Here is a 22,050-nt window from a genome sequence, read left to right as displayed (position 1 = left end):
CACAGTAGTTGTGTCCACGCCGCCGCATCGAGCCGGCGCCATGTTCTGGGAGAGGAGCGCGACGATGTTCATCAGGAGCAGTTCGTCGAGCTCCCGACAGGGCAGCCCGCGGCGGGTTCCGGAGTAGTTACCCCTCCGTCGAACCCACCCCGCACGGGGGGCTGCCCGGGGCGGCCGCTTCGAGCGCGCGTCACGCGCGGGCCGCCCACCCGGAGGATTGGCCGAGAGGTAAGGCACCGGCTTGCTAAGCCGTGGTCGGGGTCGTCCCCGCGCGCGTTCGATCCGCGCATCCTCCGCAAGAACGCACCAGTCGACGGCTGATGTCGTCGAGTCACGGCCGGCACGACAGCGGACGGCCGATGCCGTCGTCCCCGGCCGACCGGCCGACGTCCGTGAGCGCCCGCCCTGCCGCGCAGCTCATGGCTCCGCGGCGCAGACCCCGCCCCCGTCGCGCAGCTCCAGGATCCGGGGCGCAGCCTCCCGCCGCGCGCGGCAGGCGCTGGGACCGGACCGAGGTCGGGACTAGCCCAGCAGGCGTTCGAGGACCACCGCGATGCCGTCCTCCTCGTTCGAGGACGTCACCTCGTCCGCGACGGCCTTGAGATCGTCGTGGGCGTTGGACATGGCCACCCCGTGCGCCGCCCAGGCGAACATCGGAATGTCGTTGGGCATGTCGCCGAAGGCGATCGTGTCGGCCGCCTTCATGCCGAGCCGGCGGGCCGCCAGGGACAGCCCGGTCGCCTTGGAGAGGCCGAGGGGCAGCAGCTCCACTATCCCCGCACCCGCCATCGTGACGCCCACCAGACCGCCCGCGACCTCCGTGCCGACGGCGGCGAGCTCGTCGTCGGAGAGCGTCGGATGCTGGATGTACACCTTGTTCAGGGGAGCCGACCAGAGGTCCGCCGCGTCCCTGATCGGCACGGTCGTCAGCGGGCCGTCCTGCACCCGGTAGCCGGGGCCCACGACGACCTGGCCGTCGAGCCCGTCGCGGCTCGCGGCCAGCAGGAGCGGCCCGACCTCTGCCTCGATCTTGGCGAGCGCCAGCCCGGCCAGCTGCCGGTCCAGCGTCACCGACGTGAGCAGCCGGTGCTCCCCCGCGTCGTACACCTGCGCTCCCTGGCCGCACACCGCGAGGCCCTCGTAGCCGAGGTCGTCGAGGATGTGCCGGGTCCAGGGCACCGCGCGTCCGGTGACGACGATGTGGGCCGCGCCCGCCGCGGTCACCGCGGCGAGCGCCTCACGCGTGCGCGGGGAGACCGTCTCGTCGGCACGCAGCAGCGTGCCGTCGAGGTCGGTCGCCACGAGCTTGTACGGGAACGACCCGCTCGGTCCGTCCGGCTCGTGCGACGCCCGCGGCGCGGTCGAGCCGTGCGGCGCGGTCGAACCGGTCGCTCCAGATGTGCCGGTCACTTGGAGATCGGCTCCAGGACCTCACGGCCGCCCAGGTACGGGCGCAGCACCTCCGGCACCCGGACGGAGCCGTCGGCGAGCTGGTGGTTCTCCAGGATCGCGACGATCGTGCGGGGGACGGCGCACAGCGTGCCGTTGAGCGTGGCGAGCGGCTGGACCTTCTTGCCGTCGCGCATGCGCACGGACAGGCGGCGGGCCTGGAAGCCGTCGCAGTTCGACGCCGAGGTCAGCTCGCGGTACTTGCCCTGCGTCGGGATCCACGCCTCGCAGTCGTACTTGCGGGACGCGGACGAGCCCAGGTCGCCCGACGCCACGTCGATGACCTGGAACGGCAGCTCAAGACCGGTCAGCCACTGCTTCTCCCAGTCCAGGAGGCGCTTGTGCTCGTTCTCCGCGTCCTCCGGGTCGACGTACGAGAACATCTCGACCTTGTCGAACTGGTGCACGCGGAAGATGCCGCGGGTGTCCTTGCCGTAGGTGCCGGCCTCGCGGCGGAAGCACGGCGAGAAGCCGGCGTAGCGCAGCGGCAGCTTGTCGGCGTCGAGGATCTCGTCCATGTGGTACGCCGCGAGCGGGACCTCGGAGGTGCCGACCAGGTAGTAGTCGTCCTTCTCCAGGTGGTACACGTTCTCCGCGGCCTGGCCGAGGAAGCCGGTGCCCTCCATGGCGCGCGGGCGGACCAGCGCGGGCGTCAGCATCGGGGTGAAGCCGGCCTCGGTGGCCTGCGCGATCGCCGCGTTGACGAGGGCGAGCTCCAGGAGGGCGCCGACGCCGGTCAGGTAGTAGAAGCGCGAGCCGGACACCTTGGCGCCGCGCTCGACGTCGATGGCGCCCAGCGCCTCGCCGAGCTCCAGGTGGTCCTTGGGCTCGAAGCCCTCGGCGCCGAAGTCGCGGATGGTGCCGTGCGTCTCCAGGACGACGAAGTCCTCCTCGCCGCCGACCGGGACGTCGGGGTGCACCAGGTTGCCCAGCTGGAGGAGGAGCCGCTTGGCCTCCTCGTCGGCCTCGTGCTGCTCGACGTCGGCCGCCTTGACGTCGGCCTTGAGCTGCTCGGCCTTCTTCAGCAGCTCGGCGCGCTCGTCGGGGGAGGCCTTCGGGATCAGCTTGCCGAGCGCCTTCTGCTCGGAACGCAGCTCGTCGAAGCGGACGCCGGACGACCTGCGCCGCTCGTCGGCGGAGAGGAGGGAGTCGACGAGGGCGACGTCCTCTCCACGGGCGCGCTGGGAGGCGCGAACACGGTCGGGGTCCTCACGGAGCAGGCGAAGGTCAATCACCCCTCAAGGCTACCGGTGCGCGGTTCCGGCCAACGACTCGATATTCCGGTCCGCCGGTTCTGTCACGTTATGGGGAGAATGCCGGACTGAATCTTTTGATCATGAGTCGGCGTCAAGGAAAAGGGTCGTACTCCCTGAAAGGGGGCAGGTGGCGGCTCGTCGGTTGACCGGATTTCCTTGCGGCGACAGGGACTTGGTGCCCGGTTGTCCACAGGAATCCACAGCCCTCCAGAGTTATCCACAGGCTGTGCGGAAGATCTGTGGACTTCGGAAATGATCATTCCAAGGGGTGGACACGGGTTGAGGAATTCCCGGTTCAAACCCTGCGTACACGCACTTTCGGGTGTAAATGATTCGCCCCATAGAGTTGATCAATGGAAAAGGGTGGACGAAGGGTGACGTGCGGGGCTGTGGAAGAAGTTGGGGTCTGTAGGCCGATTTGTCGACGATGCAGTATTTCGTTGTCGACTTGTCCCCAGGTCGAGAAGCGTGCCTGTGGATAACGCCTGTGGATGACGAAAATCTGCAGGTAGGACCAGTGATCAAGGGTGCGCGGGCCGGTGGACAGGGAGGACGTCCGGGAGCGGACAGGCCGCCGGGGACGAGCCGCCGACCAGGGGCGATCGGCTCCCGTGCACCGAACCGGTGGAAATGAGCCGCACGGACTGTTTACGGCGTGTTCGGGAACAGTTCGTCCATTCGATTCCCGGCGTCGGCCCACTGCCTTTGACCGCCCTGGCCCGAACCCGCGCGCTCCTTCCCGGCCGCCCGCGGAACGGCCCCTTTCAGAAGCGGCCGTCCTGGCAGCGCGCCAGCCAGTCGGAAGCGGCGGAGAATTCGCTGTCCGAGGTCCCGGCCCGGGGTGCGCGTACGTCCTTGGGATCGACTTCCGCCCGGGGGTACGAGCCGAGGAAGCGCACCTGCGGGCAGACCCGCTTGAGCCCCATCAGCGCCTCGCCCACCCGCCGGTCGGAGATGTGGCCTTCGGCGTCGATGGCGAAGCAGTAGTTGCCGATGCCCTCACCGGTCGGCCGCGACTGCAGCAGCATCAGGTTGACGCCGCGCACCGCGAACTCCTGGAGGAGCTCCAGCAGGGCGCCGGGGTGGTCGTCGCGCTGCCAGATGACCACGGACGTCTTGTCCGCGCCGGTCGGTGCCGCGGGCCGGGCGGGCCTGCCCACCAGCACGAAGCGTGTCTGCGCGTTCTCCGCGTCGTGGATGCCGGTCTCCAGCGGCTCCAGGCCGTACCTGGCCGCCGCGAACTCGCCCGCGAAGGCCGCGTCGTACCTGCCCTCCTGGACCAGGCGCGCGCCGTCGGCGTTCGACGCGGCGGACTCCCACAGGGCGTCGGGCAGGTGCGTCCCGAGCCAGTTGCGCACCTGTGGCTGTGCGGCGGGGTGCGCGGTGACCGTCTTGATCTCCGACAGTTTCGTGCCGGGCCTGACCAGCAGCGCGAAGGTGATCGACAGCAGCACCTCGCGGTAGATCATCAGCGGGGCGCCCGCGACCAACTCGTCGAGGGTCGTGGTGATGCCGCCCTCCACCGAGTTCTCGATGGGGACGAAGGCGGCCTCGGCCTCGCCGTTGCGGACGGCGTCCAGCGCGGCGGGAACCGACACCACCGGGACCAGTTCCCGGGTGGCAGCCTCCGGGAGCGTGCGCAGGGCGACTTCGGTGAAGGTGCCTTCGGGACCGAGATACGCGTAGCTGGCTGGCATGACCTCACCCTAATGGGCCTCGAACAACCAGGACGACGCGTGTGGGAACGGGACCCCCCAGGGGTGATCGGCTACGAGGTGATCAGCCACCCCCAGGGGTGACCAGCCACCCCCCAGAAGTGATCCAGGCCCCCAGAGGCGATGCGGGGCGGTCAGCCCTCCAGCAGGCGCTGCCCCACGTACTCGCCCGTCGCCGCCCCGCCAGGCACCGCGAACAGGCCGCTCGACTCGTGGCGGACGAAGGTGGAGAGCGCGTCACCGCGGTCGAGCTTGCGCTGGACGGGCACGAATCCGCGCACCGGATCGGCCTGCCAGCAGACGAAGAGCAGCCCCGCGTCGGGCACCCCGTCCGTGTCGATGCCGTCGTGGAAGGAGAACGGGCGGCGCAGCATCGCGGCACCGCCGTTCTGGTCGGGCCGGGTGATCCTGGCATGCGCGTTGATCGGGACGACGAGATTGCCGTCGGCGTCGGTCTTGTCCAGGTCCATCGGCGTGGTCTCGGTGCCGCCGCTGAGCGGGGCGCCGGTGGCCTTCTTCCGCCCGATGACATCCTCCTGGGCCGTGGGAGAGAGCTTCTCCCAGCCGTCGAGGAGCATGCGGATACGGCGGACGACGGCATAGGAGCCGTTCGCCATCCAGGCCGGCTCGCCCGCGGCGGGCACGAAGACGCGCCGGTCGAAGTCGGACTCGGACGGCTTCGGGTTGCGGGTGCCGTCGATCTGCCCCATCAGGTTGCGAGCCGTCATGGGCCGCCCGGTCGCGCCGGGCGAGCGGTTGAAGCCGTTCATCTGCCAGCGCACCCGGGCCGCGCTGCCCGCGTCCTTCTGGACGGCGCGCAGGGCGTGAAAGGCGACCAGGGCGTCGTTCGCTCCGATCTGCACCCACAGGTCGCCGTTGCTGCGCGCCTTGTCGAGGTGGTCGGAGGAGAAGTCGGGCAGCGGGTCGAGCGCCACCGGGCGCTGCTTCTCCAGGCCCGTACGCGCGAAGAAGCTGTGGCCGAATCCGAAGGTGACCGTCAGGGAGGAAGGGCCGGCGTCGCGTGCGACATCCGTGTCGTCCTGGGCGGCAGGCTCGCCCGCCATCAGCCGCTGGGCGGTCGCCGACCAGCGGCGGAGCAGCGCGGCGGCCTCCTTGCGGCCCGCGCCCGCCGCCAGGTCGAAGGCGACGAGGTGGCCGCGTGCCTGGAGGGCGGTCGTGATGCCCGGCTGATGTTTCCCGTGAAACATCACCGCGTCCGAGCCGACCGAGCTCAGCGGCGCGGCCGGCGCGCCGCTCTCGTCGTTCGGAGCGGCCGCGTATCCGGCGGCGCCCCCGGCCGCGCCCAGGGCGAGACCGGTGGCGCCGGCGGTGCCGAGCAGCCGGCGCCGCGAGAAGCCGCCCTTGGCGGCGGCCTCGGGGGAGGAGACGGCGTCGGGAGTGGACTGGTCGGACATGGTGGGGTTCAGCCGATCTGCGCGTTCTTGTTCACGGTCGCCTGGTCGATGTCGGAGGTGCGCACGGTCACCGCGATCTTCCAGTCGCCCGCCATGGGGATCTGCACTCCGCTCGCCGACCAGTGTCCGGTGGCGATGCGGTCGGGGGTCACGGGCAGCGGGCCGATGTCCTTCGCGGCGAGGGTGAAGGCGACCTTCACCTCGGGGACGTCGAAGGCCTTGCCGTTGGGCCGCTCCACGAAGACATGCATCTCGTTGCCGCCGACGCGGGCCGGGTCGAGGGTGAGCTCCACGGTGCCCTTGCCGTCCTCGCCGCCGGTGTCGAACGGGATCTTCAGGGACAGCGGGCCCGAGCGCTGGGACGCGGAAGCGGTGGCCTGCTGGGCCGCCTCCTCCGTACGCCCGGGCTCGGTGGAGGTCAGCACGGTCGTGACCGCGAGCAGGACGACGGCGACACCCGCCTCCGCGAGCACCGAGCGACGCAGACCCGAGCGGTGCGGATCGGCGTCACGCAGGCGCTTGTCGCGCGCGGTGGCGACGGCCGCCCGCTGCCGGGCGAGCTGCGCGGCACGCCGGGAGTCCGCCGGGACCGTCTCCCGGGTCTCCTCGCGCTGTTCGGCCACGTCCTCGGCCGCGGAGCCTCGTTCCTCCGAAGCCGGCGCCTCGGACAGCCGGCCGGTCCAGCGGCGTGAGATCCATGCGATGCCGACGAGGACCGCCACCAGAGCGATCTTGGCGAGCAGCAGCTGTCCGTACCTCGTGCCGGTGAACGCGGACCAGGAACCGAGCTGGCGCCACGACTGGTAGATCCCGGTGGCGACCAGCGTGACCACGGCGCCGAACGCGAGGCGGGAGAAGCGGCGCACGGCCGCCGTCTCGATCGCGTCCTCGGCCGGAGCCCTGAACAGTGCCGTCAGCAGGGCCGACAGCCCGCCGAGCCATGCGGCGACGGCCAGCAGGTGCAGTACGTCGACGGGCATCGCGATACCGGGCTGGAGGCCGGTCGAGGCGTGCTCGGCCATCGCCCAGGTCGCGGCCAGGCCCGCCGCGACGACGGTGCCGCCGATCGCGAGGCCGAAGGTGAGGTCCTTCTTCTCGGCGGCTCTGTCCGCGGCCTCGGCGGCCCGGGCGGCCGCCACGGTGGCCTCGTCCTCGCCCCCGCTGGATCCGTCGGTCCCGTCGGTCGCATCGTCCGTGGCGGACGTGTCGGACGCCTGGGCCTCGGGTTCGTCCCGCTTGACGTACGCCCCGAAGAGCACCGCGATGAACAGCGCCGCGGCGGCGAGCAGCAGCAGCCGGGACACCAGGGCCGCGCCCGACTTGGTCTGGAGCACCTGACCCAGCAGGCTCAGGTCGAAGATGTCGCCGATCTTGCCGGAGCCGACGTACGAACCGCGCAGGAGCAGCAGCGCGAGCGTGGCGCCGGTGAGGGCGAGCCAGCCGGTGACGACGAGCCGCTGGACCGGCCGGACGCCGGCACCGCGCTGCCAGCAGGTCAGCACGAAGGCGGCTCCGCCGACCAGGAGGACGAAGCCCGCGTAGGAGACGTAGCGTGCGATGCCGTAGAGCACGCCGACGGTTCCGCCGCCCGCGCCCTGGTCGGACAGGGCGACGGAGGTCTGCGAGGGCGCGCCGACGGAGAAGGTGAAGGCACCGGAGACGGGGTGGCTGTCCTCGGAGACCACCTGGTAGGTGACGGTGAAGGTGCCGTCGGGCAGTCCCGAGTGCAGCTTCACGCCGTACGTGGTGCCGCTCAGGTTGGCGGCCCGGCCGGTGTCGACCCGCTTGCCCTTGGGGTCGAGCACGCGGAGCGAACCGTCGGACAGCGCGACCTTCTCGGAGAAGGTGAGCGACACCTGGGTGGGCGCCTGGTCGACCACCGACCCCTGCTTCGGGTCGCTCCCGGTCAGCGCTGCGTGCGCGGAGGCGGGCGCCGCCCCGGCCAGGAGCGCGCCGGTGACGGCGAGGAACAGCAGCAGGAGGGTCCGGAAACGGGGGGCGATGGTCTGCGTCAAGGTGGTCGCTCCCTCAGTGCCCGGTCTTCGGTGTGTACGTCGCGGACTTCACCGGCATGGATATCTTCACTGTGCCGGATTTGGCGAAGTGGAGTTCCACGGCCACCTTCTCGCCCTGCTCCGGCTTGCGGGTGAGCTTCTCGAACATGAGGTGGTTGCCGCCGCTCGCGAAGTTCAGCGTGCCCTTCGCGGGCACGGCGAACGACGTCTCCTCCTCCATCGCCCCGCCCTGGGTGGAGTGCAGTGTGACGTCGTCCGAGAGGCTGCTGGTGACCGAGGTCAGGGTGTCGGCGCCGCCGGTGTTGCTGACGTTGAAGAAGCCGGCCGCCATGGTGGCCATGCTCGGGGCGGGCATGTAGGCGCCGGTGACCTTCAGTGCGGGCCTGCCCGCCGAGGAACCGCCGTCGTCCGAGCCGCAGCCCGCGAGTGCGGTCGCGGTGGCCACGAGGACCGCGCACGCGGCGAGCGGACGCGGGGCCCGGCCGGTACGGCTCACGGGTTCTCCCCCTTGATGAGCTTGGGCAGGTCCTTGGTGTAGTCGTCGACGGTGGCGTCCTCGCCGTACAGCACGTAGCCGCCGTCGGTCTTCGGCGAGAACGCGACGACCTGGGTGCCGTGAACGGAGACGAGCTTGCCGTTCTTGTCCTTCGACGTCGGCTCGATGGAGATGCCCAGGGTGCGCGCGCCGGCCTGGATCGTGGCGAAGTCGCCGGTGAGGCCGACGAAGTCGGAGTCGATGCCCTTGAGCCACGTACCGAGGGCGGCGGGGGTGTCGCGGTCCGGGTCGGTGGTGACGAACACGACGCGGAGCTTGTCCTGTTCGGCCTTGGGCAGCTGCTTCTTGGCGACGGCCAGGTTGTTCATCGTCAGCGGGCAGACGTCGGGGCAGTGCGTGTAGCCGAAGTACACGAGCGTCGGCCGGCCCTTGGTCTGCGCGCGCAGGTCGTACTTCTTGCCGTGCGTGTCGGTGAGCACGAGGTCCGGCTTCTCGAACGGCTTGTCGAGGATCGTCGCCGTCTTGGCGGAGCCGGTCTCGGCGGACACGTCGGCGACGGGCTTGTTGCCGTCGTCGCCGCTGCCGCAGGCGGAGAGGGTCAGGGTGGCGGCGGCGAACAGGGCGGCCACGGCATACGTCTTCTTGCGCATAGAAAAATGTCCCAGATGTGTGCGCTCCGGCGCGCACCGGGGGTCGTACCGGGCCCGAAGCCCAGGTCGTACGACGTCCCGGTGCGCACCGAAGGGATGAGCCTCGGTACCGCGCGCTGTCTCAGGCGGCGGTGCGGCGGCGGCTGGCCACCACGCCGTACGCCACGCCCGCCACGCCGACGACGATGCCGATGATGCCGAGCACGCGCGCGGTGGTGTCGCTGCTGTCGGACGACGCCTCGGTGGTCTTCTCGGACTCCGCCTTCGCGTCGGACGAGTGCGACGCGTCGGAGGCGTCCTCGGCGTCGGCGGAGCCGTGGTGGCCGTCCTCGGAGGCGGCGGAGAGCGCGAGCACCGGGGCCGGGTTCTCGGGCTCCTCCTGGCCTTCCTGCTGCGGCTCGATCCAGCGCACGACCTCCTTGTCGGAGTACGTCTGGACGGCCTTGAAGACCAGTTCGTCGGTGTCCTCGGGCAGCGCGCCGATGGAGAGCGGGAACTTCTGGAAGAAGCCCGGCTCGACGCCCTTGCCGTTGGCGGTCCAGGTGACCTTGGTGACGGCCTCGTCGATCTTCTGGCCGTGCACGGTCAGCGGCTTGTCCAGCTTGGACTTGGTGACCTTCACGTCCCAGCCGTCCAGCTTCTGCGGCATGACCGAGGCGAGCGGGTGGTCGGTCGGGAAGCTGACCTCGAGCTTGGTGGTCGAGGCGTCGTCGCGCTCGTTGGGGACCTTGAAGTTCACGACCGCGTAGCCGCCCTTGGCGGCCGCGCCCTCGGGCTGAACGCTGACGTGCGCGAAGGCGGGGACCGACAGGGTGAGGACGGCCGAGGCGGCGACGGCAGCGGCGGCGGCGATACGGGAAGGCTTCATAGCAGGGGACACTCCACTTTCAGTCCGTTGGCAAGGGGGTGCGCGTGCGCGACGGGCACGCGCGCGTGCCGCACGACGGCGTGGCCCCTTGGCGGAGTGACGTGTCGTGTCAGGCGGCGAGGACGAGTGCGGTGGAGGACGGCGGCCCGCGCCGGACGACGGTGTGCTGAAGTGTGCTCGCCTGCGGCTTCAGGGGCGCGAGCAGCGCGGTGCGTGGTGCGCGGACCGCGTCGGGCGCTCCCAGAAGACCCGAGCGCAGGGCGCGTACGAGCGCGAACGCGGAGCGCAGGGACCGTACGAGTGCCGTCTCCGCGACCCCGTGGGCGGACAGCCGCATGAGACGCAGCAGCGCCAAGTCCCCGCGGCGCAGCACCCATCCCGCGGCGACGGCCGCGAGGACGTGGCCGAGCAGCATCGGCAGGGACGGCAGGACCGACATCGATGAGCCGGCCGTGGCCGCCATGGCGTCCGCCGGGTGGTGCATGGACGGGCTCATGCCGGCCGTCGTGCCCGTGTCGATCCGCGCCTCGGCGAGGATCCGCTGGGCCTGTGCCGGACTGATCGCCGCCGCGGCGGTGCCGCACACGAGGCGCGCGGCCCGCTCGACGAGCGAGGCGTCGGACATCGGCATGCCCGACATGGCGTCCGTGGACGTCGCGCCGGTGTGCTGGCCGAGCCCGAACAGCGTGTGCAGCGCGGTCTGTCCGGCCGCGAGGACCGCGGCGATGCCCGGGAGCGACCGCTCGCGTCCCGCCAGTGCGGCGGCGACCGCGAAGACCGCGAGGAAGCCGGCCCCGAGTGTCCACAGGGGGACCGAGGCACAGGAGGCGAGACCATGACCGGCCGCGGCCAGCGCGACGCAGACCGCGGCGAACACCGCGGCCCTGAGCGTCCGGAGGTCGAGTCCGGAGCGTGCCGAGCGCTTGTGGGGGGCAGTCATGGCGGGCTCATCATCCCACTGGCCCGGCTCGTCCCGTACGGCAGGTCCGCTAGGTGGTGTTCGACCGATAGGTCACCCTGTGCGGGGTCTTGGGTGCACATACACCGATCCTCGGCACCCGCGCATCCGCCGTATGGGCGGCATCACCTCGGGCAGGCGATTGCGTGCGCGTGCTTGCGGCAATACGTAACGGTATGTCGAGCCGCGGCCGGGAGGCTGGAGCATGAGCATCTGGTGGTCACTCCATCTGCGGCGCGAAGCTGCGAGCGTTCCGCTCGCGAGACGCCTGCTGCTCGGCACGATGGAGAGCGCGGGAGTCGACCCGGACATCTCGTACGACCTCTCCGTCGCCCTCACCGAGGCCTGTGCCAATGCCGTCGAGCACGGTGGCGGCACCGCGAACGGCCCCTATTCCGAGGCCTATCGGGTGACCGCCTACCTCGACGGGGAGAGGTGCCGCATCGAAGTCGCCGACTCGGGCCCGGGTTTCCCCGGCGGCCGTGCCCGACCTCCGATCCGTCCGGCGCGCGGCGACAGCGAGCACGGACGGGGGCTGTGCCTGATCCATGAACTCGCGGACCACGTCGAGATCGACAGCAGCCCCGGCAGGGGCGGCGCAGTCGTCAGCTTCGACAAGATCCTCAAGTGGAAGAAGGACCCGTCATTGCTGACGGCGTAGCGCTGCGCGCGGCGGAGCGGGGCATCCGAGCGGCCGCCCCAATGTGAAAGCCAACTGCATATTGACAGTGGACTCTCATTTGGAAGTAACCTCTCATCAGGTTGCTCCCTTCTGGAGGTCCGCATGTCCGCGTCGCGCCCGCCTGCCCAGCCCGCTTCCGCTGCCCCTTCTTCGGCTTCCCCGGCTCCTCCGCCTTCCAGGGCCACGACGACCGCGGCCCTGTCCGCCTCCCCCCGCCGCTGGCTGTCCCTGGCCGCCCTCACGCTGAGCGTGCTGATCGTCGGCCTCGACGGCACGATCATCAACGTCGCCCTGCCCACCCTCGCCGGCGATCTGCACGCCGACAGCGCCCAGTTGCAGTGGATCGGCGGCGGCTACCTGCTGGCCCTGTCGGTGGCCATGCTGCCCGTCGGCCTGCTGGGCGACCGCTACGGGCACAAACGGCTGCTGCTCTGCGGCATGGCCCTGTTCGGCCTCGCCTCGCTGGGCGGCGCGTTCGCCGCCTCGCCCGGCACGGTCATCGTGGCCCGCGCCGTCCTCGGCCTCGGCGCCGCCACGATCATGCCGCTGTCGATGGCGATCCTTCCGCGCGTCTTCGCCAAGGAGGAACTGCCCAAGGCCATCGCCGTCTGGACCGCCGCCACCGCCCTGGGCATGCCCGTCGGCCCTCTCGTCGGCGGCTGGCTCCTCGACCACTTCCGGTGGGGCTCCGTCTTCCTGTTCAACGTGCCCGTCACCGTTCTCGCCCTGGCCGCCGGGCTGTGGCTGCTGCCGAGCGACGCACGGCGCACCGAGCGCGCCGGCGCCGTCCCGTTCGACGGGGTCGGCGCCGTGCTGAGCGCCCTCGGCATCACCGCACTCGTCTACGGCACCATCCTGATCCCGCGCGACGGCTGGACCGGCCCGGCCGTCCTCGCCGCCCTCGGCTCCGCGGCGGTCCTGCTGACCGGGTTCGTCCTGCACGAGCGCCGTCACCCGCACCCGATCGTCGACCTCGGGCTGTTCGCCGACCGCCGCTTCCTGTGGGGCACGCTGATCGCGGTCTTCGTCAACTTCGCGGTGATGGGGATCCTGTTCGTCGTCCCCCAGTACCTCCAGGCCGTTCTCGGCCACGACTCCTTCGCCACCGGAATCCGCGTACTGCCCCTGATCGGCGGGCTGATGGCCGCCGCCACGGCGAGCGAGTCGCTCGTGCCCCGGATCGGTGCCCGCGCCGCCGTCACCCTCGGCATGGCCGTCCTCGCGGGAGGCGCCCTGCTCGGGGCGACCACGGACGGCGCCGACGGCTACGCCTTCACCGCGTTGTGGCTCTCCCTGACAGGTCTCGGTTTCGGCCTCGCCGTCGTGCCGGCGACCAGCCTGGTGATGGGGTCGCTGGCCGGCGGCAGCACCGGCCGCGGCACGAGCCTGCTGGAGACCGTCCAGCAGCTGGGCGGAGTCCTCGGCGTGGCCGGCCTCGGCAGCCTCCTCGGCTACGGCTACCTCGCCCGGCTGCGCACCGGCGGACTGCCCGGGCAGGCCGCCGACACGGCCCGCGACTCGGTGTCCGGCGCGGACGAGGTGGCCCGCCGGCTGCACGACACCGGTCTCGCGGCCAGTGCCCACGACGCCTTCGTGCACGGCATGAACCTGGTCCTGACGGCTTGCGGGATCATCTCCCTGCTGGCTGCCGTCCTCGCCGCGGTCTACCTGCCCGGCCGCCCGGCGGCGTCCCGGAAGGTGGCCCGGGGCGGGCCCCAGGACGCAGAATCGACGGCACAGGGCATGAAGGCGCAGGACGCCGCGTGACGTGCGTGAGATGCATGGCGTGCATGAGGTGCGTGAGATGCATGAAATGCATGGCGTGCACGGTGCGCACGGCGACGTGGGAGACGATCGCGTGACGGAGCAGGAGACCGCGGAATGACGACACAGGAGACCTCGGCAGCGCCGCTCGGCCTGCGGGAGCGCAAGAAGCGCCAGACCCGCGACCGGATCCGCCGTGAGGCCTACCGCCTGTTCGCCGAGCACGGGTACGAGGCGACGACGGTCGACCACATCGCGGAGGCCGCCGAGGTCTCCCCGAGCACGTTCTTCCGGTACTTCCCCACCAAGGAGGACGTGGTCATCCAGGACGAGTACGACCCCGCGCTCGCCGAGGCGCTGCGCGCCCGCCCCGCCGACGAGCCCATCGTCGACGCGATCCTCCAGGCGCTGAATGGCCCCATGGGCCGGATGCTCGAGCAGGACCGCGAGGCGCTGCTGCTGCGCAGCCGGATCACCTTCACCGATCCGGCGATCCGCGCCCGCTCCGTCGGTGAACAGGAGCGCAGCGAGCGGGAGATCGCCGCGATCATCGCGGAGCGCAGCGGCCGGGACGCCTCGGACCTCGACGTGCGGTGCGCGGCGGCGGCCATCATCGCCGTGTTCACGACCCTCGTACGGCACTGGGTGGAGGGCGGCGGCACGGAGGACCTGGCGGAGCTGTACGCCCGTCATCTGCCCCTGCTGTCACGCGGTCTGGAGTTCTAGGCCCCGCCCGCAGACGCCTGGTCGCGCCCGGCTCGCGCGCAGACGCCCGGCCGTGAACGGCTCGCCCGTAGACGCCGACCGTGCCTGGTCGGCCCGCGGGGCCGGCGTGCCGAGCGACCGGCAGGGGCTGACGTGCCGAGCGACCCGCGGGGGCTGACGTGCCGAGCGACCCGCGGGGGCCGACGTGCCGAACGACCCGCGGGGACGTGCCGAGCGACCGGAAGGGGCCGGCGTGCCGAGCGACCGGCAGGGGCTGACGTGCCGAGCGACCCGCGGGGGCCGACGTGCCGAACGACCCGCTGGACCCGGCCTGCCGACCGACCCGCCGGGCGCGACGCGTGCCCCCGCCCCGGACTCGTGACGCGTCCCCCCGGCCCGGGCTTCTCGCGGTCACGTCCGGCCCGGGAAATTCCGGAGTCCACAGCGCGGTCACAGCTCTCCCCCAGGTCCCTGACGGCCGGCGTTCCTAGATTCCCGGCATGAGGGGAAGCCGCCAGGACGAGACGCTCGCCGAGGCCGCGGTGACGGCGCTGACACGGCAGTTGGAGCTGGCACCCAAGCCCGGACTGCCCGACCCGCGCGATCTACGTGCCCGAGCCACCCGGCAGGACCACCGGTCCCTGCGCTGGTCGGCCAAGGCGCTGGCGCCCGGCCTCGCGGCCATGGCGGCCGCCGCACGCCGTACGGGCCGCGCCACCCCCGGACTCCGCGCGGAACTGGGCGCGATCGGCCGGTCCACGGAGCACTCGGTGGCCCTGGCCGGCGGCGGACACCGGGGCGCCCTGTGGGCGCTCGGGCTGCTCGTCGCGGCAGCCGCCCTGGAACCCGGCGCCACCGGGACGGAGGTCACGGCGGTGGCCAAGCGGATCGCGGCGCACCCCGACCGGCGGGCACCGCGGCGGCCCTCCCGGGGATCGACCGTCTCCGCGACCTACGGGGCGGCCGGCGCACGGGGCGAGGCACGCGCCGGATTCCCGCACGTCCGCCGGGCGTTGGACGCGCTCGCCGCCAGCCGCTCGGCCGGTGCGCCGGAACCCTGCGCCCGGCTCGACGCCCTCCTCACCGTCATGTGCACGCTCCAGGACACGGAGCTGCTGCACACCGCCGGACCCCACGGCCTGCGGCACGTCCAGGCGGGGGCCCGCGCGGTGCTGGACGCGGGCGGTCCGTCCACGGAGGCGGGCCGTGCGGCCCTGACCGCGTTCGACGGCGACCTGCACGCGCGCGCGTGGAGCCCGCGAGGCAGTGGAGCGCTCCTCGCGGGTGCCCTGTTCGTGGACTCGCTGCCCGTGACCGTCAGGTCGTGACCGGGACGCCGCGTCGGCCCGCGGCCGGCTCGGAGTGTGGGTCCGACGCCGGGTCCTGCGCGAGGCGGGAGCGCGCCGCGGGCCCCATCGCGTACGACGCCCCGGCGATCAGTCCGCCGAGCAGCAGCCATCCCGGGGTTCCCCAGCCCACCAGCAGGGCCGTCAGGACGAGCGGACCCATCGTGCGGGCCACCGTGACACCGGTGCCGAAGAAGCCCTGGTACTCGCCCATGCGGTCGGCCGGGGCGAGGTCGAAGGCCAGTTGCCAGGAGCCCGCCGACTGCTGCATCTCGGCGACGACCTGAAGGAGCGCGCCCGCCACGAGGATCCCGGCCGCGACCCACGGAGAGGCCCCGGACGACAGGGCGAACACCGCGCAGGACGCCAGCATCACGAGTCCGGACCGGCGGATCGCGCGCGTGGCGGCCGTGAGGCCCGACACGCCCCGCGCCATCCGCACCTGGAAGGCCATCACCGCGCCCGTGTTGAGCACGAACAGCGCGGAGACCAGCCAGGCAGGCGCCTCGGTGCGCTCGGTGATCCACAGGGGGACGCCGAGGCTGAGCAGCGGCATCCGCAGCAGCAGCACGGTGTTGAGGAACGTCACCAGCACGTAGGGGCGGTCGCGCAGGACACCGAGCCCGTGACCGCGCCGCACGGTCACCGGCTGCACCGGTGGCAGGCGCAGCAGCAGCCCGGCGCACAGCAGGAAGCTCGTCGCGTCCAGCGCGAACACCCCGGAGTAGGCGGCCCGCGTTCCGGCGTGCAGCGCGAGCCCGCCGAGGCCGGCGCCCACCGCCAGACCGGCGTTCAGCGTCGACTGGAGGTGCGCGAGCAGTCCGGTGCGCCGCCCGGCCGGCACCAGCCCCGCGAGCAGCGCCTGTCGGGCCGCCGCGAGCCCCGACTGCGCGGACGCGTACGCGCACGCCGCGAGCACGAAGGGGACGAAGCCGCGGACCACCAGGAAGGACGCCACCGCCGTCGCCGTCGCCAGGGCCAGCAGCGCCGCCGTGCCGCGCGGCCCGCGCCGGTCGGCGAGCCGGCCGAGCGGCACGCCCACCAGTGAACCGACGGCCCAGGCGACGGTCAGCCCCAGTCCCACGTGCTCGGGCGCGAGACCGACGACGTGCGTGAAGTAGAGGGCGGAGGTCACGTAATAGGCGCCGTCGCCCACGGAGTTGGCCAGCTGGGCGAGGGCGAGCACGCGCTGCGGGCCCACGGGCGGGAGGAGACGGTGTGACGTCGCGTGCGCCGCGGCTGCCTGGTTCGTCATGCCACTGACGCTACGGATGTATTGGCTCCCCGGGCAGCTCCAATGAGTACGCCTCTTGTTGGCCCAATTCGACGGCCCGCCACCGGCAAGGCCCACGCCGGAGGTCTCAGCCGCCGGGGCGGACCGATCAGCACCGGTGGGCGCTCAGCCCGCCCTCCGCGCCGCGTCCAGCACCCGCCCCAGCGCCTCCAGGGCCTCCGGATACGCGCGTTCGCGGGGTGTCCCGTACCCGACGACGAGTCCCTGCGGACGGTCCGCGGCCGGTGTGTGCCAGTGATCTCCCAGGTGGCCGATCGCGAGCCCCTCCTGCGCGGCGCGCGCCAGCACCTCCGCCTCGTCGTCCACCTCCACCAGGGCATGCAGCCCCGCGGCGATCCCCCGGACGCTCCTGCGCGTCCCCAGCCGGTCGAGCAGCTGGTCCCTGCGGCGCCGGTAGCGCAGCCGGCACGCCCGCACATGACGGTCGTACGCGTGGCTGCCGATCATCTCGGCGAGCGCCAACTGGCCGATGGACTCGGTGTGGTGGTCGCTGTGCAGCTTGATGTCGGCGACCGCGTCGACGAGGTGCGGCGGCAGCACCATCCAGCCGAGCCGCAGGGCGGGCCCGAGCGTCTTGGAGGCCGTGCCCAGGTAGACGACCTGGCCGGGTGCCATCCCCTGGAGCGCGCCGACCGGCTGCCGGTCGTAACGGAACTCCCCGTCGTAGTCGTCCTCGACGATCAGCCCGTCACGCGCGCGTGCCCAGTCGGTGAGGGCGCGCCGCCGTTCCGGGTGCAGGGTGACGCCGGTCGGGAACTGGTGGGCGGGCGTGACGACGACCGCGTCCGCCTTCGCCGCGGCGTCCGCGCGGGCGCCGCGTTCGTCGACGGGCAGCGGCACGACGGTTCCGCCGCTCTTGCGCACCACCTCGCGGTGGAACGCCAGGCCGGGGTCCTCCATGGCCACCGTGCCGCCGTCCAGCACACGGGTGAGGAGCGCGAGACCCTGCACGTACCCCGAAGTGATGACGATCCGTTCGGGCGGCGCGATCACTCCCCGCGCCCGCCCCAGGTAACCCGACAGCGCGGTCCGCAGCTCGATACGGCCGCGCGGGTCCCCGTAGTCGTACGCCAGGGACGGTGCCGTCGCGATGGCGCGGCGCAGCGCCCGCAGCCATGCCGCCGCCGGGAAGGTGCCGACGTCCGGGCTGCCCGGACGCAGGTCGAAACGTGGCGCACGCGCGTGTGGCGCGCGTACGGCCGCCGTCGCGCCGTCCGTGGGCAGCGGTGCCACCTCGGTGCCGGAACCCTGCCGGGCCGTCAGATAGCCCTCCGCGACCAACTGGTCGTACGCCGCTTTCGCCGTGCCGCGGGAGATGCCCAGTTCGGCCGCGAGCCGGCGGGTCGCCGGCAGCCGTGTGCCGGGTGAGAGCCGTCCCTCGCGCACGGCGTCCCGCAGGGCCCGTTCGAGCCCCGCCCTGCGCCCCGCCCCGGCGTCCGGCTCCAGATGCAGGTCCACCCCGACACCGGACCAGAAGTCGTCCACGAAAAGCCCCCCTAGGCACACCGGAAAACCCGGGAGCGCCGAAGTCCCCCGGGCATGCCGATGGCCGGGCACCCAGGAGGGCACCCGGCCATCAGTCTCGTCATCAGCCCTCGCGGGGCACTATGTCAGCCCTTCAGGGACGCCATCCAGGCCTCGACCTCGTCCGAGCGGCGCGGCAGGCCCGCGGACAGGTTCCGGTTGCCGTCCTCGGTGACGAGGATGTCGTCCTCGATGCGGACGCCGATGCCGCGGTACTCCTCCGGGACGGTCAGGTCGTCCGCCTGGAAGTACAGACCGGGCTCGACGGTCAGGCACATGCCCGGCTCCAGCGTGCCCTCGACGTACGTCTCGGTCCGCGCGGCCGCGCAGTCGTGCACGTCCATGCCGAGCATGTGGCCGGTGCCGTGCAGGGTCCAGCGGCGCTGCAGGCCCAGCTCCAGGACGCGCTCCACGGGGCCCTCGACCAGGCCCCACTCGACGAGCTTCTCGGCGAGCACGCGCTGCGCGGCGTCGTGGAAGTCGCGGTACTTGGCGCCCGGCTTCACGGCCGCGATACCGGCCTCCTGGGCCTCGTACACGGCGTCGTAGATCTTCTTCTGGAGCTCCGTGTACGTGCCGTTGATCGGCAGCGTGCGCGTCACGTCGGCGGTGTAGAGCGTGTGGGTCTCGACACCCGCGTCCAGCAGGAGCAGGTCGCCGGAGCGGACCGGGCCGTCGTTGCGCACCCAGTGCAGCGTGCAGGCGTGCGGGCCCGCGGCGCAGATCGAGCCGTAGCCGATGTCGTTGCCCTCGACGCGTGCGCGCAGGAAGAACGTGCCCTCGATGTAGCGCTCGCTGGTCGCCTCGGCCTTGTCCAGGACCCGGACGACGTCCTCGAAGCCGCGCGCGGTCGAGTCGACGGCCTTCTGCAGCTCGCCGACCTCGAAGTCGTCCTTGAGGAGCCGCGCCTCGGAGAGGAAGACCCGCAGCTCCTCGTCGCGCTCGGCGGTGACCTTGTCGGTCAGGGCGGACTCGATGCCGGCGTCGTAGCCGCGCACGACACGGACCGGGCCGGTGGCTTCACGCAGCGCGGCGGTCAGCTCGCGCACGTCCGAGGCCGGGATGCCGTACAGCGCCTCGGACTCGGTGAGGGAGTGGCGGCGGCCCACCCACAGCTCGCCCTGGCCGGACAGCCAGAACTCGCCGTTCTCGCGGTCGGAGCGCGGCAGCAGGTAGATCGTCGCCTTGTGGCCGCCGGACACCGGCTCCAGGACGAGGACGCCGTCCTCGGTCAGGTTGCCGGTCAGGTACGCGTACTCGACCGAGGCGCGGAAGGGGTACTCGGTGTCGTTCGAGCGGGTCTTCAGGTTGCCCGCGGGGATCACCAGGCGCTCGCCCGGGAAGCGCGCGGAGAGCGCGGCGCGGCGGGCGGCCGTGTGCTCGGCCTGGGCGATGGGCTTCAGGCCGCGCAGCTCGGTGTCGGCCCATCCCGACTTCATGCTCTCGGCCAGCTCGTCGGACACGCCCGGGTACAGGCCGTTCTTGCGCTGCTTGATCGGCTCCTCTTCGCCCGCTTCGTCAGCGGCATCGTCAAGCACGGCTTCCGGGGTCTCCGGGGTGAGCGCCTCCGACACGGTCTGCCTCCTAGATACGACATTGGACCTCCCCCATCGTACGGTCGTACTGAAGGGGGCCCAGGGCCGGAAGACCTGTTACGTACGGCTCACCGTGATCGGCGACCGCGGCCACCGCGGATCGGCCGCCCGGGACGGCTGCCCGGGACGGCGGCGCTCGGGGCGCTCACTCGAAGCGTGCCGCGAGAAGGACGACGTCCTCCTTGCTGTCGGCCTCGTCGAGCCCGTCCGGCAGCACCGTGCGCAGGACGTGGTCGGCGACCGCGTCGGGGTTGTCGCGCACCGCCCGCGGCACGCTCGCCGCCGCCGCGTGCAGCCGGGTGAAGGCCCGGTCCATGGGATCGCCGGTGCGGTGCAGCAGACCGTCGGTGTACAGCAGCACGGTCTCGCCCGGCTCCGTGGTCAGCTCGACGCTCGGCGCCTCCCAGCACGCGAGCATGCCGAGGGGGGCCGACAGGGAGGTCTCCACGAACTCCGTGCGCCGTGGCCCGATCACCAGGGGCGGGCTGTGTCCGGCTCCCGCCAGCGTGAGCTTGCGCAGCGCGGGCTCGCAGTAGGCGAACAGCGCGGTCGCGGAGCGGGCGGGCTCGGTCAGCCGCAGCAGCAGTTCGAGGTCGGACAGGACCGCGACGGGGTCCTCGCCCTCCATGACGGCGTACGCCCTCAGGGACGCCCTCAGACGGCCCATCGCGGCGACCGCGCTGGGCCCGCACCCGGTGACGGAGCCGACCGCGAGGCCGAGCGCGGCGTCGGGCAGCGGCAGCGCGTCGTACCAGTCGCCGCCGCCGCGCGCACTCGTGCGGTGCCGGGCGGCGAGCTGGACGCCGGAGACCCGGGGGAGCCGCGGGGGCAGCAGCTCCTCGGAGATCGTCGTCATGCACGCGCGCGTGCGCTCCAGTTCCACGAGGCGGGCCAGGTGCTCGGTGGCGTAGCGGGCGTAGAGGCCGACGAGGTGGCGCTGGCGCTCGACCGGCTCGGCGGGTTCGTCGTAGAGCCAGACGGCGGCGCCCAGCCGGCCCGCCGCGCCGGTGGACAGGGGGAGTGCGTAGCTCGCGGCGTAGCCGAGCCGGGCGGCCACCTCGCGGTGGCGGGGGTCGAGCCCGTCCTCGGAGAAGAGGTCCGGCTGGGCGATCTCGCTCTCACCGCCCGGAAGCCCGTCCAGGATCTTCCCGTACGACATGGCGCTGCGCGGGACGGTCTCGATATGGCCGAGATCCGCTCGGGCCAGCCCCAGGCCGATCGTCGTGTCGGGCCCGAGTCCGTCGCCCGGCTCCAGGACGAGGAGACCGCGTCGTGCGCCCACGAGGGCGGCTCCGGCGCGCAGCGTCTCCTGCAGGGCGTCGTCGAGTGCCGAGGTGCGTGCCAGGCGCTCGGTGAGCTCGTGGAGCGTGGTGAGATCCGAGACCCAGCCCGCCAGACGATCTTGGAGAACGGCGCCGGGACCGATGGGGGAAGTGGCCGAAGGGGCACCCGTGGGGGCAGGCGTCGGCGCGACAGTGTGTGCGGGCGAAGGAACCGTTGAATCGATTCCGGCCACTTTCGGAATGTGAGGGGCGTTCATGGCGTCCGGCTTTCCGACCGGTGCGTATTGCTCAATAGCATCGCAAACCCCCATGTCGTTCTGCGCCGCTAGCGGTGTCTCCACATGTACACGCACTCGTGAGGGGATGTCCAGCATTGTCCTGCTGGGATTCCTGGTGTCCGTGAGACTGTCGGTAACCCTTGCGGGAAAGCAAAGTTGGCTTAAAACTGACTCGGGCAACGGCTTATTGAGGTCGACTGGCCTCGTTCGACGGAGCGTCACAGCGGTCGTGATGGGTACGTACTCGGTGAAGGCCAGGGGTGGTTGAGATCCGCCCGGAACCTGGCGACGGACCCGGGCGTCTTAACCACCGACGACCGTGCCCCATCCTCCCGTGGCGGAGGCGGCAAGAAATACACGGGACGGCAAATCGCCAGGCGCCGCCACCCCACGCCATGCCCATGCTTTTGATAGACGCAGTATGGACGCGGACGCAGCCAAACGCTCGGCCCATAGGGGTTCCCCTTGTCTCCAGCAGGGGTGTGATGCGCCAGTAGGTACGCACAGTGAAGTGATCGACACATGGTGTGATGTGGTCCACGGTGTTGCCAGGCGTGCAACGGAAAGGAACGAGCGCTCATGCGCGAGATCCTCGGAAGGCGACGCAGGCTCCTGTCCAGGCGGAACAACGGGAGGCCTGAGATGCTCAGCGCGGCCCTGACCTTCGCGACCGAATGGCAGTGGCCCGTACTCCCGGGAGTGGCGGCGGACCCGCAGGGGCGCGCCCGCTGCGCGTGCCCTGACCCGGAGTGCACGG

The 22,050-nt window shown here is 72.0% G+C and carries 17 protein-coding genes, 1 tRNA gene and 1 pseudogene; 6 read left to right on the top strand and 13 right to left on the bottom strand.

From position 1 onward, the window contains the following. Positions 1-211 precede the first annotated feature (211 nt). Positions 212-296, top strand: a tRNA-Ser gene (locus BKI49_RS18475). A 226-nt stretch (positions 297-522) separates the two neighbouring features. On the opposite strand, the gene BKI49_RS18470 is transcribed toward BKI49_RS18475, so the two are convergent. From BKI49_RS18470 to BKI49_RS18430, 9 genes are all read right to left on the bottom strand, one after another. Beyond that, a complete protein-coding gene (locus BKI49_RS18470; RefSeq protein ID WP_095935778.1) occupies positions 523-1,302 on the bottom strand; it encodes an HAD family hydrolase in 780 nt (259 codons plus the stop codon). 104 nt (positions 1,303-1,406) lie between these two features. Further along, positions 1,407-2,684: a serine--tRNA ligase gene (serS, locus tag BKI49_RS18465; RefSeq protein WP_095935385.1), complete on the bottom strand. Its 1,278-nt coding sequence runs from the start codon at positions 2,682-2,684 to the stop codon at positions 1,407-1,409. 785 nt (positions 2,685-3,469) lie between these two features. Continuing rightward, a complete protein-coding gene (gene pheA, locus BKI49_RS18460; RefSeq protein WP_095935384.1) occupies positions 3,470-4,402 on the bottom strand; it encodes a prephenate dehydratase in 933 nt (310 codons plus the stop codon). A gap of 152 nt (positions 4,403-4,554) precedes the next feature. After that, a complete protein-coding gene (gene efeB, locus BKI49_RS18455) occupies positions 4,555-5,835 on the bottom strand; it encodes an iron uptake transporter deferrochelatase/peroxidase subunit (RefSeq protein ID WP_095935383.1) in 1,281 nt (426 codons plus the stop codon). 8 nt (positions 5,836-5,843) lie between these two features. Continuing rightward, positions 5,844-7,850, bottom strand: coding sequence for a copper resistance CopC/CopD family protein (locus tag BKI49_RS18450; protein ID WP_095935382.1), 2,007 nt, complete (start codon positions 7,848-7,850; stop codon positions 5,844-5,846). Positions 7,851-7,863: 13 nt separating this feature from the next. Continuing rightward, on the bottom strand, positions 7,864-8,346 hold the full coding sequence (locus tag BKI49_RS18445) for a copper chaperone PCu(A)C (protein WP_095935381.1): 483 nt from the start codon (positions 8,344-8,346) through the stop codon (positions 7,864-7,866). Next, on the bottom strand, positions 8,343-8,996 hold the full coding sequence (locus BKI49_RS18440; RefSeq protein ID WP_095935380.1) for an SCO family protein: 654 nt from the start codon (positions 8,994-8,996) through the stop codon (positions 8,343-8,345). Before BKI49_RS18440 ends, BKI49_RS18445 begins: the two co-directional genes overlap by 4 nt. Before the next feature lie 121 nt (positions 8,997-9,117). Continuing rightward, positions 9,118-9,864: a YcnI family copper-binding membrane protein gene (locus BKI49_RS18435; RefSeq protein WP_095935379.1), complete on the bottom strand. Its 747-nt coding sequence runs from the start codon at positions 9,862-9,864 to the stop codon at positions 9,118-9,120. Between the two features lie 109 nt (positions 9,865-9,973). After that, on the bottom strand, positions 9,974-10,804 hold the full coding sequence (locus BKI49_RS18430) for a hypothetical protein (RefSeq protein WP_095935378.1): 831 nt from the start codon (positions 10,802-10,804) through the stop codon (positions 9,974-9,976). 223 nt (positions 10,805-11,027) lie between these two features. Between BKI49_RS18430 and BKI49_RS18425 the strand changes: the two genes are divergently transcribed. The 4 genes from BKI49_RS18425 (at position 11,028) to BKI49_RS18410 (ending at position 15,301) form a co-directional block, all read left to right on the top strand. After that, positions 11,028-11,483, top strand: coding sequence for an ATP-binding protein (locus BKI49_RS18425; protein WP_095935377.1), 456 nt, complete (start codon positions 11,028-11,030; stop codon positions 11,481-11,483). 123 nt (positions 11,484-11,606) lie between these two features. Continuing rightward, a complete protein-coding gene (locus tag BKI49_RS18420; RefSeq protein ID WP_095935376.1) occupies positions 11,607-13,271 on the top strand; it encodes an MFS transporter in 1,665 nt (554 codons plus the stop codon). Between the two features lie 114 nt (positions 13,272-13,385). Continuing rightward, the gene (locus BKI49_RS18415) at positions 13,386-13,994 is read left to right on the top strand and encodes an acyl-CoA-like ligand-binding transcription factor (protein ID WP_095935375.1); all 609 of its coding nucleotides are present in this window, start codon (positions 13,386-13,388) and stop codon (positions 13,992-13,994) included. Between the two features lie 479 nt (positions 13,995-14,473). After that, entirely contained in the window at positions 14,474-15,301 is an 828-nt protein-coding gene (locus tag BKI49_RS18410) for a triphosphoribosyl-dephospho-CoA synthase (protein WP_095935374.1), read from the top strand. On the opposite strand, the gene BKI49_RS18405 is transcribed toward BKI49_RS18410, so the two are convergent. The 4 genes from BKI49_RS18405 to BKI49_RS18390 all read right to left on the bottom strand — a co-directional run bounded on the left by BKI49_RS18405 (position 15,291) and on the right by BKI49_RS18390 (position 21,389). Further along, the gene (locus BKI49_RS18405) at positions 15,291-16,574 is read right to left on the bottom strand and encodes an MFS transporter (RefSeq protein WP_095935373.1); all 1,284 of its coding nucleotides are present in this window, start codon (positions 16,572-16,574) and stop codon (positions 15,291-15,293) included. The genes BKI49_RS18410 and BKI49_RS18405 overlap by 11 nt on opposite strands. Before the next feature lie 144 nt (positions 16,575-16,718). Further along, positions 16,719-18,098, bottom strand: coding sequence for a MocR-like pyridoxine biosynthesis transcription factor PdxR (pdxR, locus tag BKI49_RS18400; RefSeq protein WP_095935372.1), 1,380 nt, complete (start codon positions 18,096-18,098; stop codon positions 16,719-16,721). A 125-nt stretch (positions 18,099-18,223) separates the two neighbouring features. Beyond that, a complete protein-coding gene (locus BKI49_RS18395; RefSeq protein WP_028804025.1) occupies positions 18,224-19,711 on the bottom strand; it encodes an aminopeptidase P family protein in 1,488 nt (495 codons plus the stop codon). 166 nt (positions 19,712-19,877) lie between these two features. Beyond that, positions 19,878-21,389, bottom strand: coding sequence for a PP2C family protein-serine/threonine phosphatase (locus BKI49_RS18390; RefSeq protein WP_095935371.1), 1,512 nt, complete (start codon positions 21,387-21,389; stop codon positions 19,878-19,880). Positions 21,390-21,872: 483 nt separating this feature from the next. On the opposite strand from BKI49_RS18390, the pseudogene BKI49_RS18385 reads away from it, so the two are divergent. Next, a pseudogene (locus BKI49_RS18385) lies at positions 21,873-22,050 on the top strand (bifunctional DNA primase/polymerase); the annotation flags it as partial.

Origin of the sequence: Streptomyces sp. Tue6028 (assembly GCF_002300165.1) — a bacterium.
Classification (GTDB): domain Bacteria; phylum Actinomycetota; class Actinomycetes; order Streptomycetales; family Streptomycetaceae; genus Streptomyces; species Streptomyces siamensis.
The sequence above is the reverse complement of the archived record's forward strand: the minus strand, read 5'-3'. Positions and strand labels throughout refer to the sequence as shown.

Excerpts from the sequence above, each read along its gene's own strand:
- efeB (WP_095935383.1), bottom strand. The coding sequence starts at position 5,835 with ATGTCCGACCAGTCCACTCCCGACGCCGTCTCCTCCCCCGAGGCCGCC.
- BKI49_RS18435 (WP_095935379.1), bottom strand. The coding sequence starts at position 9,864 with ATGAAGCCTTCCCGTATCGCCGCCGCCGCTGCCGTCGCCGCCTCGGCC.
- BKI49_RS18415 (WP_095935375.1), top strand. The coding sequence starts at position 13,386 with ATGACGACACAGGAGACCTCGGCAGCGCCGCTCGGCCTGCGGGAGCGC.
- BKI49_RS18405 (WP_095935373.1), bottom strand. The coding sequence starts at position 16,574 with ATGACGAACCAGGCAGCCGCGGCGCACGCGACGTCACACCGTCTCCTC.
- BKI49_RS18440 (WP_095935380.1), bottom strand. The coding sequence starts at position 8,996 with ATGCGCAAGAAGACGTATGCCGTGGCCGCCCTGTTCGCCGCCGCCACC.
- BKI49_RS18390 (WP_095935371.1), bottom strand. The coding sequence starts at position 21,389 with ATGCTGGACATCCCCTCACGAGTGCGTGTACATGTGGAGACACCGCTA.
- BKI49_RS18410 (WP_095935374.1), top strand. The coding sequence starts at position 14,474 with ATGAGGGGAAGCCGCCAGGACGAGACGCTCGCCGAGGCCGCGGTGACG.
- BKI49_RS18420 (WP_095935376.1), top strand. The coding sequence starts at position 11,607 with ATGTCCGCGTCGCGCCCGCCTGCCCAGCCCGCTTCCGCTGCCCCTTCT.
- BKI49_RS18430 (WP_095935378.1), bottom strand. The coding sequence starts at position 10,804 with ATGACTGCCCCCCACAAGCGCTCGGCACGCTCCGGACTCGACCTCCGG.
- BKI49_RS18425 (WP_095935377.1), top strand. The coding sequence starts at position 11,028 with ATGAGCATCTGGTGGTCACTCCATCTGCGGCGCGAAGCTGCGAGCGTT.
- pheA (WP_095935384.1), bottom strand. The coding sequence starts at position 4,402 with ATGCCAGCCAGCTACGCGTATCTCGGTCCCGAAGGCACCTTCACCGAA.